This is a genomic window from Ferdinandcohnia sp. SAFN-114 (assembly GCF_059415045.1).
Genome location: NZ_JBPFDQ010000055.1, coordinates 1 through 17,496, shown reverse-complemented (window position 1 = coordinate 17,496; position 17,496 = coordinate 1). Strand labels below are relative to the sequence as shown.

The window sequence follows — 17,496 nt, the reverse complement described above, 5'->3', positions numbered from 1 at the left end:
TTGGTTTTGGAGAAAGAAAAACAACGGGGGTAAAATACCCTAATCCCGCGCTGTAATAGAATTATTTGTCAAACAAGAATAGGTGCGTTTAACCCTTTATGGATTAACGCACCTATTTACGTACATCTTAATTCGTCCTACCAATCTAATAAAGTCTTTTCGAATAACTTTCTTCAAGGCTACTCTGGATTGATTCTCTTGTTGCATGAGGGAGTTTCGTGTGTTCAAGTAACATTTTTGCTGGAGATGGTAATTGCGTTTGATCCGGCCAAGAATCAGGCTTCCATAATCCTGAACGGATAAAGGCTTTGGCACAATGGATAAAGCACTCCTCTACCTCAACTCCTATGCCTATCAGTGGCTTTTTCCCATTAACGGCCATTTCCTCAAAGAGTTCATGGTCCTTGACCACCGTGGCTTTTCCATTCACTCTCATTGTTTCACCTAATCCTGGAATCATAAAAAGAAGACCTATCCTAGGATTCGTTAAAATATTTCGAAGTGAGTCCATTCTCTTATTCCCAGGTCTCTCGGGTATGAGTAAATACTTCTTGCTTAACACCTGAACAAAACCTGCATGATCTCCCCTTGGAGAGACGTCACAAAAGCCAGATTCATCAGACGTGGAAAGGACAAGAAATGGTGAGTTAGAAATGAACTCTACACAATTTTGATCAAGATAAGAAATAGCTTTTCTTTTGACTAACTCACTTGGAGTACCCATCATCGAGCGCAACTCTTCTTCTGTTTCAATTTTATGTAGAAATGGATTTCCTTTTTTCATTTTCATTACACCTTCTTTTTTTGTAGTAAAAAACCAGATACTCCTCTTCGTTTATTTACTAACCGTCACACTAGGGTCCTGGGGAATGATTGTGGCTTGTTTTTTTATGATTAATACAAACAGGGTTGCAACGATACATAGGACTCCTGCGGATAGAAACGTGATGGTGTAGCTATGGAAAACCTCGTAAAAATATCCACCTAAATATGCAGCTACTCCAGATCCGATTTGGTGGGCTGCAAACACCCAGCCATAAATAATCGGCCCATTTATTTTTCCGAAGAAGTCAGCTGCGAGTCGAACCGTTGGCGGAACCGTAGCAATCCAGTCCAATCCATAAAATACGGCAAAGGCGATAAGCATCACATACGACTGCATCTGAAGAGCGTACGGCAACACGAGTAACGACAGTCCTCGAAGACCATAAAACCAAAATAAGAGCCAACGGTTGTCGAAACGATCAGATAACCAGCCCGCAATCATCGTTCCAATTATATTAAAAACACCCATGAACGCGAAGATGCTCGCTGCGTGTACCTCAGGTATTCCATGGTGGGTTGAGGCTGGGATAAAATGTGTACCTAAAAGACCTGCAGTCGACAAGCCGCAAATGAAGAAACTACCTGACAGTAACCAAAACGGTACGGAGCGCATTCCAATCCATAGCACTTCAAAGGCAGAACTGATTGGATTCTTTTTAGTTTCATTTTTCACTTCTTCCTTGGTTGCCCCATAAGGCAGAAGCCCCTTATCACGTGGATGATCCTTCATCCAAATAAAGATGATCGGGGTTATTAGGAGTCCTAGTCCGATAAATACAGTCATTCCTACTCTCCAGGAAAATTCCTCAGTTAAAAATGATAATAACGGTAAAAAGACCATTTGCCCCGCAGCGGTTGCAGCCATAAGGAGACCCAAAACCATTCCGCGCTTTTCTTCAAACCAAATCGTTGCGATATTTGCTGAAAGTACGGATAAAAAAACGCCCGAACCTAATCCAATAATGACTCCCCAAATGAGGTGAAGCTGCCAGATATGTGTCATGTACAAACTTGTAATTAATCCGATAACTAACAGGACCATCGAGTAGGCCATGATTTTTCGAACGCCTAATCTCTCAAGCCCCGCAGCAATGAACGGCCCTGAAATTCCATAGAGTATGAGATTAATAGCAAAAGCAAATGAAATGGATGAACGGCTCCAATCAAACTCTTGCTCTAGCGGAATTAAAATAACACCTGTAATTGAGCGAATTCCAGCTGCTATCAATACCGCAACGAATGTAATCCAAACCACAACCCAGCCATAATGCATGGACAGCACTCCTTCTTGTTTTACAATGCAGGTTTAAAGATTCTCATAGATTTCAATTAAATTGCCTGCTGGGTCTCGAAAATGGGCAACCTTCAGCATCCAATCAACTTGTTCGTGTGGCTTCGTGATGAACTCAAGTTTATCCTTCATTTTTTCGTATGTATCCTCGACACTGTCCACTTTAAAAATCAATGCCGAATTGTCCTGATTTTCTACAAGTGGTACATATTCAGTACCGATCGCAGCCACCATTTGTTTTCTTTCAAAAAGACCCAACTTCGCTCCACCAATTCCAGTAAAATCAGCATAATTGGATTCTTTATCCCCCCATGAAACTTCAAAACCTAATGTGTCTCGGTAAAATAAGAAACATTCTTTATAGTTATCTACTAACAGACGAATATGTGTTAAGTTCATTTCGTCCCTCCTTACTTAAACGTTTACTCGTTATATGTATTTTAGATATTTCCATTATATGTTTTTCCGAAATTTCTGTCTAATTGTATTTGGTTGTGGGCTAAGAGGCCGTTTCGAAAAATTTGGGTTAACAGCCATAAGTTTTAATTATTGGCTATAAATTCATTTTATTGGCTATAAATTTTATTTATTAGCCATATTTTTCGATTAACAGCCATAAGTGGTCGCGATGACATGTTTTTTTCAGGAATCACTCACTTAATCAGGACTATAACCTTTTGGTTACTGCCACTAATTCGGAAATACTGCCACTATTCCAAAAATACTGCCGCTAATCGCCAACTTACTGCCACTAGCGAAAATTACCCCACATTTAAAGCCCCAAGGAATCTCCTTGGGGCTATCTCTTTACTTTACTGGTATCCAAATTTCTGAGTAGTAATTGGGGTCTGCTGCGTTTCCTTCTGGGTATAGTTCGAATTCAGCAGTCCCTGCATACGTATACCCGCTTGATGGAAACCATTCTGAGTAGATTTTTTTCCATGCGTCTTGCATCGCGTGTGGCATCGCGCCGTGAACCTCGAATACGGCCCATTTTGAAGCTGGTAAGTCTAAAATGTCGTACTTTCCTGATGCGCCATCTCTGTTTTCCACTGCCACCCAATAATCGATTGCTCTGGTATTTGGCTCGCTAACACAAATACCTAATATTCCGTTTGTTTCGCCATTCATTAGTGGAATTAATGAATCGCAGGTACCATCGGAATTCACTTCATCCCATAATTTCGGGATCATCATAAGATGCTCATCATTCACACATGAAAACTGTCGTTTCACCCCAACTGCTTTAAATCCTTCCTTTTCTACAATTCGGTACTTCACTGGATCTGCTCCTTTCAGACTCACCTGAATGACCAGGCGGCTATATGATTGCAGCTTTCCAATCCCCTTTCTGACATCGCTTGGCGTTACACCGTGTTGTTTCCGAAAGGCTTTTGTGAAAGCCTCGGGAGTGTCATAGCAATATTTGTAGGCTAGATCAATAATCTTTGTGTCTGTTCTCGATAGTTCTTCAGCTGCTAATGTTAACCTGCGTCGGCGGAGGTAATCACCCACTGTAATGTCTGTTAGAATCGAAAATGTCCGTTGAAAATGAAACGGTGATGCATTTGCATGACTCGCTATCTCCTCAATCGAGACATCATCAAGCAGATGATCCTCCATATAATCAATTGCGTTCTGTAATGATTCTAGCCAACTCATTTCCCTCACTCCTTACCTTCATTCTACTTGTCACACATTTTTCCATCCTGTCTTTTTGTGCTTTGTTGAGACAGATTTTTCATAAAAAAGCTTCTTGTATCTTCGTGAGTAAGTTTGTCGCCGACCTCTTTTTCCGGAATAAATTGAAGGTCTGCAATTTCTTTATCTACAGGAGCTAAGTCGCAATTGGCACCTGTGAATTCAACTAAAAACATTGTGGTTTCCTGGCGATCATATCCGATTTTCTTTTTCATTTTTTCAGGGAACTTAAATTTAATTTTTTCATCAAACTGCTTAATGATCAAAAAATCGGTCGAGCCTGTTTCTTCTTGCAATTCACGGAGGATTGCATCTCTTGGCGATACATCACTATCTTCGATTCCTCCTTTAACAAAATCCCACTCGCCATCTATGTTTTCTGTACCTATTCGAGTATTTATTTTTGTTTTATGTACAAGTAACAAGTGATTGTCTCTAGAAACGATTGCTCCGACCGCTTGTCTAATCTTAAACATATTGCCATGTGTTTCCGGCATTTTTCTCTTCCGCCCTTTTTAAAAATGATAAGATTTATATGTATTTCGATAATAAATACTAAAATCCTTTTAATAAATTTGAAACGTTTTGGATGTCTAGTTTCTCTAACTAATGAAGAAAGGAGGACAGGATTTGAATATTAGCAAACTAGTTGAAAAAGCAAAAAGGGGAATAATCGAGCTTTTGAAATTACGTTACCTAAATAAAAAAGTCAGGCTATGGTTGCCTGACTTTTTCATTTTATCGGTCATCAAGAAGTGCTTTCCTGTCGACAGCATGTGGTGGTTTTTCAAACCAGTGTTCGTCGATCATGATATTTGCGCCATCTTCTGCGAATTTTCCTACATCGATAATGAACTTACCATACATCATCCCAAGGTCTCGTCTACCGTTTGTTGACATTGCGTTAGCATAAGACCGAATCTTCATTGAGAACATATCAATCTTATGGAAAACCATCAACTTGTCTGAAAAAGGAGGGATGGATGATGGTTCCACTAAATCATCAAGTAATGGATGCCCTGGTAGATTATTTTCATTTAATTTTTCCCTAGCATCTTTAATATGATCATGTGTAATTTCCACTCCGCGTTGCATAAACTCTCTTACTTTTTTATGAGTGGCTACTTGGCTAAATCCAATCAATAGCCCTTTACTTGCTACATTGTTTTCAAGATTATCTTGAAGGTGTGCAATTTCTAAAGCATGTAGCGGTCTTGCGTCACCAAGGAATCCAGCTAGATAGCTCTGTTTTTCCACAAAACTTACTTCCTTAGGGATTGGGATGATTGGTGGTTTTGTTAAATAACCTTTATTCTCTAGAATTTCATTTAGAGCAACTAAAAATTGAATTGTATTGTGGTCGATAGTAAGAATAAGTTCTCTAACGTCTTTCCGTATCATCATAGGAATCGCAGTAGAGTAAAGGCTAAGCCCTGCCTTAGCAGTATACTTTAAATAATGAAGGTAAAATTCATCTACAAACAATCTAGGTGCCTCTAGGTTAACATCCTTTTTAACGTCGAATCCAATTGGTATTGGAAAATTATCTTTTTTGAATATCTCTGTAATTCCAGTTATTATTTTTTCGCTGAGGCTTTTTGCTTTTTTAAGAATCTCCATAATATCAGGGTCCTGGCAATGTTTTTGATAATAGGTTAACACGCAAATGGCCATTGAGTTCCCCATGTAGACCGCCCACAGCTTACCCATTTCTGCCGAAGTAAGTTGCTCATTAGTTGGTTTCATTGCATAACTCCTCATCACTTTTTTTATATAGTATTTTCAAGCTGAGCGAATGTATTCAAAAATCACAGGCTCTCAAATTTTTTTCGACAAAAATTCTTTCTATTTACTATAGATGTTGTTGATTTCACTACTATTTCTAACAACAATTGCTTCCGACCGAAAAAGACAACGACAAAATTCAACACTTTGGATTTTTTTTACATTTGATTTCGTCGTTTCAATCATGTAGTATACATATACAAGCTACATTGTACGTAATCATAATAAAGTTTAACCTTTGAACTGTAATAGGGAGTTTAACATTGAAGCTGGAATGGCAGGCCTTCGTCCATGGCGACTTGAAGGACATACAGGAATGTTTCTGCAAACACCCACTTTGAGGAGTGGTGGTTTTAAACTTTCTTAGCGTATTACGGCAATTGTGGCTTTTCCAATTTCATGCTAATCCATTTTCCAAAAGGAGAGTGGATTTTTTATTTGTCGTTTCAATGTCTTGACCTTTTTCGGCAATTAATTTTATAATTAACTACTGTAGTGTATTTATTTTTTTATATGATGTCCCAGTAGCTCAGTAGGATAGAGCGACAGCCTCCTAAGCTGTAGGTCGTAGGTTCGATTCCTATCTGGGACGCTAAATTAAAAGGATGTCCGGGGTGAAATGCCTTGTAAACGTTAGATTGGAGTGTCTAACATTTACGGTTCATTTCAGGGGACATCCTTTTTTTATCTTGTTGGACTCTACTCACTTTTTCCTCTTACGTTTAAAAAACAAAAAGAGGCTTTAAGCCCCTATACATCTTTTGTTTTCGTTTCTTTATTCACATACGCTGAAACTCCCTCGATAATAGTGCGATCGATATCGAGATAGGGCTTCCCGCGAAGTGCATCATTTGAAGAAAGTTCTAGGCTTTCATTTTTCGTATCCTTAGGCAAACTGACCACCTCCACTATGGAAAATTCTACATTAGCCATAGTGTGGGCAATCAGTTTGTCGTTCATTCATATATTTGCAGTGGCTTCGAACTGCTGATTCGTTCGAGGATGTCTTGTAGTTCAAGGTCTAATTTTTTCGGGAACTGGATTGAGTAACTGGTTTTTCATTGGTTCAACTCTACTTCCATTCTAAGAATTCTAGGCGGTTGCCAAACGGATCATGCGCATAAAATCGATTTGCACCCGGCAAGTTGTTGTCATCAATTATCTCCACTTTGTTGTTAAGAAGATGTTGTTTTAAGGCTTCTAAGTTTTCGATATCGAATGCTGGATGTGCCTTCTTGGCGGGAGCAAACGGATCCTCGATACCGATGTGAATTTGCACAGTTCCAAACGTAAACCAAGCACCGCCGTTTTTTCGAAGAGTCTCTGGCTTTTCGACTTCTTTGCAGCCTAAAATGGCTACGTAAAAATGGCGTGCCTGGTTTTCACTGCCTTTTGGCGCAGCAAGTTGAATGTGGTCAATTGCCTTAATGGTATAAGTCATTTTTATCGCCTCTTTAATATGTGTTACTTCTATCGTACTTCATTTCGAGGGATAACTATATTTGATTAATTTTATGTATTGATATAAGTTTACCTTATTTTTCAGGATACCTTTCTTTTAAAAATTGTATGGATTGGGTAATTAACTCTTTAAGTACATCAACATCGACATCTGCAATTTTATTAATGTAGACACACGCTTTTCCAGTTGTGTACTTGCCGAACTTTTCGAGAAGCTCCTCACGCTTTGTATCGCCAGGTGCAAAATACAGACTAATTTTTGCTTTGCGTGGTGAGAATCCAACAAGTGGCGCATCTCCTTCATGACCGGAGGCATATTTGTAATGGTAAGATCCAAAACCAATAATGCTCGGCCCCCACATTTTTGCCGGGTATCCAGACGTTTCTGTGAAAATATCTAATAATTTGTAAGCATCCTCTTTCTTCTTCGGACTCTCAACACTTTCAATAAATTCGATGACACTTGCGTCATTCTCTTTTGTTTTTAATTCATACATGGTTTAGACCTCCTTGATAGTATGTAGGATTGACATTTTTCATTCATTCGAGACGTGGGGTGGGGAATCCTGCTTTTTGGAACTATTGGCCATAAAGTTTAATTATCGGCCATATTTCTTGATTATTGACCATAAATTTTGTTTATCAGCCATAAAAAAATATTATTAGCCATAAATACTAAACGAACCCTATTTTCACTCAAATTCTTTAAGGATTTTTTCAAAATCGTCAGGGATGATATATACTCTAGCCTTCAGATCACCCCTATACTCTAAATTTAATGACTTGAATATTGTTTTTGCACCTGAACGAGTAGGCAATTTTAAGAAATCACGTAGTTGTTGATTTGTGATTGTGTTCCCGATTAAAAGCGAATAATCAACCAAAGAGTTCAGATAAGCTGTCTTAGAGGTATAATTGCACTTTGTACAGCGCCACGACCTGGGCGTTCGTTCCATTGGAATCTTGTTGCATTTAGGACATCGCACGCCCTTAATGAGTTCATGCTCTTTTATCCCGAATTGTGCGAGTATGTCGTGATCATGTGGGGTATGTTTCTTTAAAAGTAGTTTTGACACTTTTTGAAGTTGTTTTTTATCCAATATTTCTTGCTTATTCCTCTTCTCAAACAAATCTATTTTCGAAAGAAAACTTGGGCTTTTTATGACTTTATGAAAGTGTTTAAAGTCTTTGCTGGCATCAATAATAGCATTGGGATTTGTGAAGGCAACTAAGTTTTCAATTGGGGGGCTGGGTAATTTAAAGGTTTCGAGGAGTCGTTTTAGCTGTAGTTGGTGCCTGTTGATTTGGGCAACCGGGCAGTGGTACGATTTCTTCGTATCTTTGTAGGTTTGGATCAGTTGGTCAAACTTACCGTCAAAATATAATTCTCCGCGATAATGTTTAGCATCAATGATTAGTTGGTATGTGGGGCTGGTTAGAAGTAAGTCTATTTCAAAAAAGTGCTCTCCGGAGATGTCAGGAAGACGCAGGTTGTGGAAGATGGAGTAATTTTTTTCTTTTAAAAAGGACAAATAGTACTTTAAGGATTGTTCACCACGATAACCGGACATCCTTCGGCCATATTCATCGCTAATTTCCTGATATTTTGGGTGCGATTCCGGTAATCTTTTTAGTTCGGCTTCAAGTTTTCTAATGCGTAAAGGGATTTCTAACTCTTTTTTCCTCATTAACTCTAACTCCTTTATGATTTGATAATGTTTTTTTCGACAAAATCCCTTTAAATCCTTTTAAAATTAGGCTCTTTTCTAAAAGATTGTTGCTTTATGTTAATAAATTGCAAACCAAGTTGGTTGGAGCGTAAGGTGGCGACTCCAGCGGGAAAAGCGTGAGACTTGAGACCCCGCAGGAGCGGCAGCGACTTGTCCAGTTGTAGCGGCTAGAAACTCGAGAAATTTCAACTCCTCCTTCAGAGGCAAATTACGCCTCTTTGTCGGAGTGGCCAATTTTCTCGTTTCTGTGCAAGCCGCCTCCACATTTCGTTGAGGAGGCTCAAGCCACGCCCGCGGAAAGCGTCCACCTGAAGCGGAAGTCAACGATATAAAAACAACAAAGTTTGCGAAAACAGCCTAAAATTAATTAATCTTTTCAGCGTGGGACAATTTATGGCTTTTATTAAACTTTTATAGCCGTTAGCACAAAAATACGGCCAATAAAAAAAGTTTATGGCCGTTATTTTTATTTTATGGCTAATACCTGAAATCACCCAAAAATCCACCAATATGCCACAGCCCAAACTGCCATTAACAGTACTAATTCATACACAAAAAGGATATGGTGCTTCTTTTCGGGTTCATATTTCCAGTGCATAAAAGCGCGGAGAGAATTAAGAACGGTAAAGAAACCAATCATGTAGAAAAAAATATGATTTATCAAGAACCAAAGCCCGACAATAAACACGAGAAATAGTACGATTTCAATGCTCGCCTGAACTTTATTGATCCAGCCATATATCCTGCTTCTTTTTTCTATATTAAACCTTCTTCTTATATACGTTTCGCCGGCAGTACCCACCAAAATTACCACCAAAACAAGAATGATCAATTTGAAAATCATAGATTACACCTTATCCTCTCCGTAGATTCACACCGACAAAATTCACCAAAGCCACATAAAATGGGTACACAAACAGAGCAGCAATGAGCACTAGGCCGACACCTGGGTTGGGTACTTCTCCGGGGTCTATAATTGGGAAAAGTGAAGCAAATATATAAACACAGAATACAAGATATGGTGCCCAAAGTACCACAGACCAGTAACTAGATTTTCTTGCCTTCATCCACCTTTTTGTCATCAAAATGAACAAAAAGGTTGCCCCAACAAATCCCGCAAAAACAAGAATAGTGATTACATTTATTACACTTCCAAGATCCCAGCCTGTGAGTCTACTAATCCGATAAACATTTAAAATTAGTTCGATCGCAACAAATAAAGCAAGGGCATAAAGTGTGCCCATTACATTAAGTTTCATAAAATAGTTCATAATTCAATTTCAAACTCTACCCGAGTTGGAGCTTCACGATATGGTGTTTGATCTCCCGTGAATTGTAGGACTATTCCCTTTGGATCGTCTGGTAGTGGAGGTGACACAACAAATTTAAAAGAAACATGGCCTCCTGATCCACTACCACCTTCTGTTCTGCAATCGTACTTGTCTCCCATTTCTAATTCCCAAAAAGTGTGTACCCACGTTTCTTCGATTTCTTCTGATGCATCCCAATCGATATTTAAATTGATGACACTTGCGTTCGAGTATTGTCGTATAAAATTGATAGTATAAAGTAAATTTTTTACTTCGACAGCTTTTAAAACCGGCAGGTGTTTCTTAAATCCTTCGGGCTCTACCCTTGGTTTGAAATATTTTTCAGTTCGAAATGATTCAAAAACAGCATTCAAATATTCTTCGTAGAATCCATATTTTTTTGCCCACCCAGAAATCACTTCTTCCTTTGGTAATCCTGGATTGTCATTTGAGATATTTTTTCTCTTCTCTAAAAGGGCACATATTTGCTCATCTATTTCAAAAAGTTTCTCATTATAATGTACGTTTCGTCGTTCAAATGGTAATCGTTTCACGTTCAGTACCCCCTCACAAAACTAATATTAACATATTTTGGAACACCTTATAAATAAATCCAGTAAACTCTGGTCAAACTAAGAACACGATTTAAGATGTAGGAGGCGTAAGTATTGAGCAACGAATTATCGATTTTTGCACTTGGCGGAATCAATGAGATTGGGAAAAATATGTATGTGCTACAGTATGATGATGACATTTTGGTGATTGATTGTGGGGGGAAGTTTCCGGATGAGAGCTTGCTTGGCATTGACTTAATCATTCCAGACCTTACTTACTTAGAAGAAAATCGGGAAAAAATTCGCGGATTACTTATTACGCATGGGCATGAGGATCATATTGGCGGGATTCCATACTTTCTAAAAAAACTCAATGTACCAATTTATGCGACTCGATTTACACTAGGTTTAATTGAGTTAAAGCTGACAGAGCACCGACTTATTGCAGATTCGGAGCTAATAACTATTGATGCAGATTCAAAGCTTACGTTTGGAGAAATTTCAGTTTCCTTTTTCAAAGTAAATCATAGTATTCCGGATTGCCTCGGAATTGTGTTTGACACTCCCGAGGGTAGGGTTGTACATACTGGGGACTTCAAATTTGATTTGACACCTGTAAATGATCAACATTCGGACATTCATCGGATGGCTGAAATCGGGAGAGAAGGTGTGCTTGTACTATTATCAGAAAGTACGAATGCGGAGCGCCCTGGTTCAACACCGACTGAGTTAAAAGTTGGAAACAGTATAGAGGAAGCATTTTTCAAAGCAAGGCGTAAGGTATTTGTGTCAACGTTTGCTTCCAACATTAGTCGAGTGCAACAAGTTGTTGATGCCGCGATGAAAACAAACCGAAAACTTGCTCTACTTGGGCGAAGTATGGTGAATGTGGTAGATGTTGCAGTCGAGCGCGGGTACCTTAACCTACCAGATGGGATGCTGATTGATGCCAAAGAGGTGAACAATCTTGCACCGGAGAAGGTTTGTATTTTATGTACAGGAAGTCAGGGGGAACCGTTGGCTGCACTTGCCCGTCTTTCGAATGCAAGTTACCGAGATGTTCAAATCCTTCCTGAGGATACGGTAATTCTAGCGGCCGGTCCGATTCCAGGTAATGAAAAAAATGTATCACGCATTATTGATAATTTGTTCCAACTTGGGGCGGTCGTTTTATACGGTGGAAGCGCAACTGGAATGCACGTGTCTGGTCATGGGTATCAGGAGGAATTAAAACTCATGCTGACCTTAATGAAACCAAGATATTTTATCCCGATTCACGGCGAATATCGGATGTTACATCAGCACAAATTGCTAGCAGCATCCGTTGGAGTGGATCCGGAGAATACCTTCATTATTCAAAATGGCGATGTGGTTGATGTTCAAAATTCGGAGGCCCGTCAAACTCGGAAAGTCCCTTCTGGAGACACATATGTGGATGGAATTGGTGTCGGTGATGTAGGCGATATTATTTTACGCGACCGCAAGCAGTTATCTGAGGATGGCATGGTTGTCATTGTTGTTACACTCAGTAAACGAGATCAGAAAATCATATCTGGTCCAGATACAATTACGCGCGGTTTTGTGTTCAATCGAGACTCTGAAGAGCTTCTAAGGGAGACGAACCGACTTGTGAAAAAGTCGATTCTAGACCTGCAAAGTGAAAATAAGTACCAGTGGAATGCAATGAAAAGAGAAATTAAAAAAGCGGTGGGTCAGTACCTATTTGCCCAAACAAAACGAAAGCCGATGATTGTTCCGTTTATCATTGAAGTCTAACCCTCCGATTGTGGAGGGTTTTTTATTTCCATATTTCATCAAGCTTATCTGCGTAAAAGTTGATTGCACGATTGTATTGTTGAATATACTTATCCCCCGAGGTCGTGGCTAGACTTTTTAGCAAAATTCCCATAGCTTCCTGGTGTCTATTAAGATTGTATAGTGTCATTGCGTAAAAAGACCTTATCGCATGATTTTCAGGGAATAGCTCGAGACCTTTTACTAAAGTCTCTGCTGATTTTTCATATTTTCCGAGGGTCCGATAAGTGCTACCCAAACCTAAAAGTGCCCCTTCCAAGTCTTCACCTTCTAGACCTAATCTGATCGATTTTTCATAAAAAGGGACAGCATTCGATTCCAAACCTAACACATCAAAACTCCAGGCAACCTGATAGTTTAGCTGAGGATCATTTGGCGACTCTTTTACCAAACTCAATAGCCGTGCATTTGATTCCTTAAAACGACCCTCTTCTCTAAGTTGAAGTGCTTGCTTCATTTTTTATAGGTCTCCTTATACTCATTATAATATAGAACCTCAACAGCATTAGACCAATTAAGGACTGTTCCTACAAAGTCATTAATATCAAGTCCTTTCATCTCATACGTATCTTCAGTGTTTGTGGTTCCGGTTGCATCTTCAATAAAGGTTACTTTATAGCCACGATCATATCCGGAAATGGCGGTAAACATGCAACAGAACTCTGTTTCAAAGCCAGTAATAAATATGTGCTCTACTCCGAGTTCCTCTAAAATACTTGCTAGCTTTGTTTTAAAAAAGGCACTCGGTGTCTCTTTTTCAATGATATAATCCGCATAATCTCTGACAGATTCATGCAGTTCAGAGCCCTCAGATTCCCGATATAATGGACTTTCCTCAACCTCATCAAAATGACGTACCATGATTACTGGTAGTTTTCTCGTTTTAAAATCTTGAATGATTTGTTGAATTTTGTGAAGTTCCTCGCTAAAATCTTTAAAATTTACTATGCCATTTTGGACATCAATCACTAGTAATGCTTGCATTTATTTATCCTCCTTTTTTAAATGTAGGACTGAGTTCGCTCCAAACGTCGAATTGGTTATCGTCTGGATCTCTAAATACAAAGTTCTTACCTGCATGGCCACGGTCCTCGATTTCTCCTACAGTGATATGAAGATCTTTGAATTCTTTATGTAATTTCTCTAATGCTTGTAAACCATCAACCTCAAAAGTTAGTGAAAAGCGTTCATTACCTTTTGAATCTATGAAGTTTGCGTTTTGTCCTTCCGATGCTGCAACAAGGAAAAAGCTTTGATTCGCCAAATTGATGATGGCTTTGTCCTCATCCATATAATTTAACGTAGCCCCAAGTTTTTCAGTGTACCAACTAGCTGAACGCTCCACGTTAGAAACAGGAAGGTAAGTGGTTCCGACCCGTATGAGTTTTTGTGACATTTTCTTGGCCTCCTTTTTTAACAGACTTCGATATTTACTTTATTCGAGCCATATTTTGAATTCCCTTTTAATTTTATGAATTATCTTCCAATAAGAGAGCTCGATGGCGTATAAAAAAGAAGCCATATCCTTATGGATCGGCTTCTTTATGAAGTGTTATTTAGTTAAGCTAGCTATGGCTTGGACGTATTGTTCATATAAGGGTTCCCAGAGCTTCTTACGGTCATCCACTTGTTTTCCATCAAGTAAAACACCTATGATATCTAAACAAACATGCCAACCAGCTAAGTCTCTTGGGGTATGGTCAGTCAACTTTGTGATCGTTTCAATTAATAGAAGTTTGCAACCATTTGGCCCAGGGGTCAACTCAAAGCGGACTTTGTCGTCTGCCCATGTATATTCCAAAACAGCGTGGTCACTAAAGTCAGTGATGGTCATTTCTTCGAAGGTTCCATCCCCCATATCAAATAGGAGACGGCCACCCTTATGAAGACAATCAACCTTTAATTCTGAAAACCATGATTGTAGTTTATCATTTTCTGTTAGCATCGCCCACACCTCATCAACGGAGTGTGAAAAGTGACGTTCAAATGTAGCTATGTAATTGGAATCATTTTTTTCAAGTATTGCTAGCATGTTGTACCTCCTAGTTCATTATCGTGCCGAAGCTTGATTTTAAATCATCCCATCCGTAAACGGCTTCCTTCAGTGTCTTCCCGCCGATTTCGACTTCGACCGAATCTAGTTTGCGGGCTCCAAGTGCTTCGTAAAATAGACAGGATTTGTTTTCTTCCAAAACTAATACTAGCATGTTAGTTATGTGTTTGCCTAAAAGTTGTCTTACAACAGGAGCTACTAACTTTTTACCCAAGCCACGCCCTTGATATTCTTTTAAAATATAAATGGCGTAGAGCTCGCCATGAAAGTTTCCGTATTCCCCGCTCCGCTCTTGCCCACCACAGGCAAATCCTACAACTTCACCTTCTTCATTTTCTGCTATAAATATATGGCCGTTGGGGATTCCTTTTTTCCACATCATTTCCCTAGATTCATAAGATAAATTCTGAAGGTACTCATCAGGAACAATTCCTGTATAGGTCGATCTCCAACTGTCGACATGCACCTTGGCAATGCCTGATGCATCAGCTAATACCGCTTTTCTTATTTTCATAACGTCCTCCTATTTTACCTCGAGTGCAAAGGCGTAAAACGCATCACCGTTTGATACATTCTCTTCGTTTTCATCCATCCACCAAACGCCATATGAATAGTAATATATCCCTTTTTCCGCAGGTGCCGTAAAACGATGATTTACTACTTTTACTTCTTGTTCCTTGTCACCATTGTAAATAGCTAGGTGCACTTCATTTGGCAATGGCTCATAATCCATAATAAATGTAATTTCTTCACCTGGGGGCACAACAATCGGTTCCTTTCCCTCCAATAATCCTTCAGGCCCAGCTGTGTCAACACATTCACTTGTATTTGAAGTGCTCCAGCAGTACGTACCTAGTTTCGTTGGATAGGTTTCATTTCCAATTTGAATCACCGTCTCCGGCGGTTTTCTTCCAGACAGCTTACTACTTGCATCACTTTCTCCACAACCTGTTAGAGTAATAGAAATCGCAATTAAAAGTACAAACATCCATTTTTTCATCATATGTCCTCCAAATGTGAGCTTTTAATAAACTGACGAAACATTCTAAAAAAAGGTTACACATTTTGAAACCATACGGCTTATTCTTCCGTATATTTGGTATAATGAAATATATATAAAGAAACGGATTTTTTGTAAGGAGGTCAAAGAATGACGGGTATTGTTGCGGTTGTAATGGTTTTTTCAATTCCGCTTGTTGCGATTATCACGAGTCACTTTCAGACACAATCAAAATATAAACATAAGATGATCCAAGATGAATTAGAGTTAGAGAAGCTGAAGCATGAAAATTACTTGCTTGAAACTGAGAAAATGCGAGTCGAGCTCGAAAAAATGAAACTTGAAGCCCCAAAGAATGATACAAAGATTATCTAAGTATGAACACCCTGTTTTAGTAAGATTTCCGATAATGTGAAGAAAACTTAAAATCACAGTTCAAATAACATACGGTTTGAAATGAAAATAGCAAGGAATTAACAATACAATTAACACAAAAAAACTTGGGACATCCCAAGTTTTTTTGTTATTTTATGTGATGTTCTTATTCAATTTAAGCATTGAATGTTTAAGCGAAGGATTTCACAATAAAAACATTGAGTAATGTGGAATAAATTATTACGATTATTGTTTACAGAGGATATATAGGACAGTAAAGTAATTATAAGAAGACATAAATGAGAAATGAAGATGATTTAAAATTAAGTAAACAAGGAGAAAAAATGGAACTTCAAACTCAAAGACTAGTAATTGTCCCTTGCACTGATGAAGTATTTTCTGTATATGCGACCAAAGGATTTAAAATTGGAAGCCATATAAACAATTACTTGAAAAAACTAAAAGAAGACCCTTCCCTATTAGGATGGGGTGTATGGCTTGTTATTAATAAAGAAGATAATACAATCATTGGTGATATTGGGTTTAAAGGCAAACCTGACTCAGAAAATATTGTTGAAGTAGGTTATGGGATTGTACCGGCAGCTCAAAACAAGGGATTTGCTACAGAAGCAGTAAATGAAATTATTAAATGGGCATTCTCAACCGGTACTGTAAAAAAAATAGTTGCTGAATGTTTAATTGATAATATTTCATCAATTAAAGTCTTAAAAAAATTAAATATGAAGAGAATCGGAATCAAGGATAATATGTACATATGGCAATTAACTAAGTAATGTTCCTCATTTTTTTGTAAGGAGGACGTGTAATTTAAGCCTGTTAGTTCAACAAAAATCACCTTAAATATCTAAGCCACTTATGTTCTGGTTCGTGGATTTCCAGAGCATTTTCAAGCCATTTTTTCTTCTTTTTATCGAGATAATCCTTTATTTTTATAAAGTCTTGATGATCTATTTCTCTTGTGTTTTTCGCCTTATACAATAGTACAATTTCTGGTTTTAGGTATGGAATACCTGTTTCATTAATACTACCAATAGAATTGAGTGGATATGATATCCTTAAATCTCTTCTAAATATCCAATTATTTTCTTTTGTTTCATTTAGAAGAATTTCTATTTTGTCGCCACTTAACATATTTAAAGTGTGTATTTCGTGAATTGGTAACTCTAAAAACTCACTTTCCCAAGCATGGAACTTACCATTAACGACTTTCTTAAACTCCCATTCTTTGAGATAATTCTTCAAATATATTTGGTCTTTTCGAAAAATGGCAAACTCTATATCTTTATGTTCTCTTGTTCCTTTCCCTATAAAAAGATCAATTGCCCATCCTCCAGCAATAAACCAAGGTCTATCAAATCCTGACATCAATGACTTAATGCTCTGGCATTGTCCAAATGACATATGTATCCTCCATATTAATTTATCTACTATCTATTCACATTTTGCACTCGATTCTTCAACTATCCTGCCCCGTTTGTTCAATAACGCACCCGTTAGCTTCTGTAGTAATTTAACTGATTTATTACCTCATTTAATACACTACATACTGGGGACTCTAAGTGCTTTACTTACTTA

23 protein-coding genes, 1 tRNA gene and 1 other RNA gene are annotated in these 17,496 nt (G+C 38.3%); 5 read left to right on the top strand and 20 right to left on the bottom strand.

What is annotated here, in order from left to right; translation table 11 throughout:
• Positions 1 to 145: 145 nt before the first annotated feature.
• The 6 genes from ACR65M_RS17210 to ACR65M_RS17185 form a co-directional block, all read right to left on the bottom strand.
• Positions 146 to 784 (bottom strand): pyridoxamine 5'-phosphate oxidase family protein, encoded by a 639-nt coding sequence (locus ACR65M_RS17210; protein ID WP_440273894.1) that lies wholly within the window; start codon positions 782 to 784, stop codon positions 146 to 148.
• A 51-nt stretch (positions 785 to 835) separates the two neighbouring features.
• Entirely contained in the window at positions 836 to 2,098 is a 1,263-nt protein-coding gene (locus ACR65M_RS17205; protein ID WP_440273893.1) for an MFS transporter, read from the bottom strand.
• Positions 2,099 to 2,131: 33 nt separating this feature from the next.
• Positions 2,132 to 2,515, bottom strand: a complete 384-nt coding sequence (locus ACR65M_RS17200; protein WP_121446398.1) for a VOC family protein — start codon at positions 2,513 to 2,515, stop codon at positions 2,132 to 2,134.
• Between the two features lie 408 nt (positions 2,516 to 2,923).
• A complete protein-coding gene (locus ACR65M_RS17195) occupies positions 2,924 to 3,778 on the bottom strand; it encodes an AraC family transcriptional regulator (RefSeq protein WP_440273892.1) in 855 nt (284 codons plus the stop codon).
• 23 nt (positions 3,779 to 3,801) lie between these two features.
• Positions 3,802 to 4,293 carry an NUDIX domain-containing protein gene (locus ACR65M_RS17190; protein ID WP_440273891.1) on the bottom strand — a complete coding sequence of 164 codons (492 nt, stop codon included), beginning with the start codon at positions 4,291 to 4,293 and terminating at the stop codon, positions 3,802 to 3,804.
• 262 nt (positions 4,294 to 4,555) lie between these two features.
• Entirely contained in the window at positions 4,556 to 5,563 is a 1,008-nt protein-coding gene (locus tag ACR65M_RS17185) for a DUF3231 family protein (protein WP_440273890.1), read from the bottom strand.
• A 237-nt stretch (positions 5,564 to 5,800) separates the two neighbouring features.
• Between ACR65M_RS17185 and ssrS the strand changes: the two genes are divergently transcribed.
• Together ssrS and ACR65M_RS17175 are read left to right on the top strand one after the other, a co-directional pair.
• A non-coding RNA gene (gene ssrS / locus ACR65M_RS17180) (6S RNA) lies at positions 5,801 to 5,995 on the top strand.
• A 125-nt stretch (positions 5,996 to 6,120) separates the two neighbouring features.
• Positions 6,121 to 6,194 (top strand) — tRNA-Arg (locus ACR65M_RS17175).
• Between the two features lie 158 nt (positions 6,195 to 6,352).
• Here the strand turns inward: ACR65M_RS17175 and ACR65M_RS17170 are convergent.
• From ACR65M_RS17170 to ACR65M_RS17140, 7 genes are all read right to left on the bottom strand, one after another.
• The gene (locus tag ACR65M_RS17170) at positions 6,353 to 6,496 is read right to left on the bottom strand and encodes a hypothetical protein (RefSeq protein ID WP_341330275.1); all 144 of its coding nucleotides are present in this window, start codon (positions 6,494 to 6,496) and stop codon (positions 6,353 to 6,355) included.
• A gap of 178 nt (positions 6,497 to 6,674) precedes the next feature.
• The gene (locus ACR65M_RS17165; RefSeq protein WP_440273889.1) at positions 6,675 to 7,043 is read right to left on the bottom strand and encodes a VOC family protein; all 369 of its coding nucleotides are present in this window, start codon (positions 7,041 to 7,043) and stop codon (positions 6,675 to 6,677) included.
• Positions 7,044 to 7,137: 94 nt separating this feature from the next.
• On the bottom strand, positions 7,138 to 7,560 hold the full coding sequence (locus tag ACR65M_RS17160) for a DUF1801 domain-containing protein (RefSeq protein ID WP_440273888.1): 423 nt from the start codon (positions 7,558 to 7,560) through the stop codon (positions 7,138 to 7,140).
• A 195-nt stretch (positions 7,561 to 7,755) separates the two neighbouring features.
• Positions 7,756 to 8,751: a nuclease-related domain-containing protein gene (locus ACR65M_RS17155; protein ID WP_440273887.1), complete on the bottom strand. Its 996-nt coding sequence runs from the start codon at positions 8,749 to 8,751 to the stop codon at positions 7,756 to 7,758.
• Between the two features lie 532 nt (positions 8,752 to 9,283).
• Positions 9,284 to 9,637, bottom strand: a complete 354-nt coding sequence (locus ACR65M_RS17150; RefSeq protein ID WP_440273886.1) for a DUF4181 domain-containing protein — start codon at positions 9,635 to 9,637, stop codon at positions 9,284 to 9,286.
• Between the two features lie 10 nt (positions 9,638 to 9,647).
• Positions 9,648 to 10,052, bottom strand: a complete 405-nt coding sequence (locus ACR65M_RS17145; protein WP_440273885.1) for a hypothetical protein — start codon at positions 10,050 to 10,052, stop codon at positions 9,648 to 9,650.
• A gap of 8 nt (positions 10,053 to 10,060) precedes the next feature.
• Positions 10,061 to 10,657, bottom strand: coding sequence for a hypothetical protein (locus ACR65M_RS17140; RefSeq protein WP_440273884.1), 597 nt, complete (start codon positions 10,655 to 10,657; stop codon positions 10,061 to 10,063).
• Between the two features lie 114 nt (positions 10,658 to 10,771).
• On the opposite strand from ACR65M_RS17140, the gene ACR65M_RS17135 reads away from it, so the two are divergent.
• Complete coding sequence (locus ACR65M_RS17135; protein ID WP_440273883.1) at positions 10,772 to 12,433, top strand: ribonuclease J; 1,662 nt, start codon at positions 10,772 to 10,774, stop codon at positions 12,431 to 12,433.
• A 22-nt stretch (positions 12,434 to 12,455) separates the two neighbouring features.
• Here the strand turns inward: ACR65M_RS17135 and ACR65M_RS17130 are convergent, their stop codons facing one another.
• From ACR65M_RS17130 to ACR65M_RS17105, 6 genes are all read right to left on the bottom strand, one after another.
• Positions 12,456 to 12,929 carry a tetratricopeptide repeat protein gene (locus tag ACR65M_RS17130; RefSeq protein ID WP_121446424.1) on the bottom strand — a complete coding sequence of 158 codons (474 nt, stop codon included), beginning with the start codon at positions 12,927 to 12,929 and terminating at the stop codon, positions 12,456 to 12,458.
• Positions 12,926 to 13,456: an isochorismatase family protein gene (locus tag ACR65M_RS17125; protein WP_440273882.1), complete on the bottom strand. Its 531-nt coding sequence runs from the start codon at positions 13,454 to 13,456 to the stop codon at positions 12,926 to 12,928. The genes ACR65M_RS17130 and ACR65M_RS17125 overlap by 4 nt, the downstream gene beginning before the upstream one ends.
• 4 nt (positions 13,457 to 13,460) lie before the next feature.
• A complete protein-coding gene (locus ACR65M_RS17120) occupies positions 13,461 to 13,868 on the bottom strand; it encodes a VOC family protein (protein WP_440273881.1) in 408 nt (135 codons plus the stop codon).
• 156 nt (positions 13,869 to 14,024) lie between these two features.
• Positions 14,025 to 14,504: an SRPBCC family protein gene (locus tag ACR65M_RS17115; RefSeq protein ID WP_121446427.1), complete on the bottom strand. Its 480-nt coding sequence runs from the start codon at positions 14,502 to 14,504 to the stop codon at positions 14,025 to 14,027.
• A 10-nt stretch (positions 14,505 to 14,514) separates the two neighbouring features.
• Entirely contained in the window at positions 14,515 to 15,039 is a 525-nt protein-coding gene (locus ACR65M_RS17110) for a GNAT family N-acetyltransferase (RefSeq protein ID WP_440273880.1), read from the bottom strand.
• A 9-nt stretch (positions 15,040 to 15,048) separates the two neighbouring features.
• Positions 15,049 to 15,525 (bottom strand): hypothetical protein, encoded by a 477-nt coding sequence (locus ACR65M_RS17105; protein ID WP_121446429.1) that lies wholly within the window; start codon positions 15,523 to 15,525, stop codon positions 15,049 to 15,051.
• Between the two features lie 150 nt (positions 15,526 to 15,675).
• On the opposite strand from ACR65M_RS17105, the gene ACR65M_RS17100 reads away from it, so the two are divergent.
• On the top strand, positions 15,676 to 15,900 hold the full coding sequence (locus ACR65M_RS17100) for a hypothetical protein (protein ID WP_121446430.1): 225 nt from the start codon (positions 15,676 to 15,678) through the stop codon (positions 15,898 to 15,900).
• Between the two features lie 344 nt (positions 15,901 to 16,244).
• Positions 16,245 to 16,694, top strand: coding sequence for a GNAT family N-acetyltransferase (locus ACR65M_RS17095; protein WP_440273910.1), 450 nt, complete (start codon positions 16,245 to 16,247; stop codon positions 16,692 to 16,694).
• A 58-nt stretch (positions 16,695 to 16,752) separates the two neighbouring features.
• Here ACR65M_RS17095 and ACR65M_RS17090 read toward each other — a convergent pair whose 3' ends face one another.
• The gene (locus ACR65M_RS17090; RefSeq protein WP_440273879.1) at positions 16,753 to 17,322 is read right to left on the bottom strand and encodes a nucleotidyltransferase domain-containing protein; all 570 of its coding nucleotides are present in this window, start codon (positions 17,320 to 17,322) and stop codon (positions 16,753 to 16,755) included.
• Positions 17,323 to 17,496: the final 174 nt, after the last annotated feature.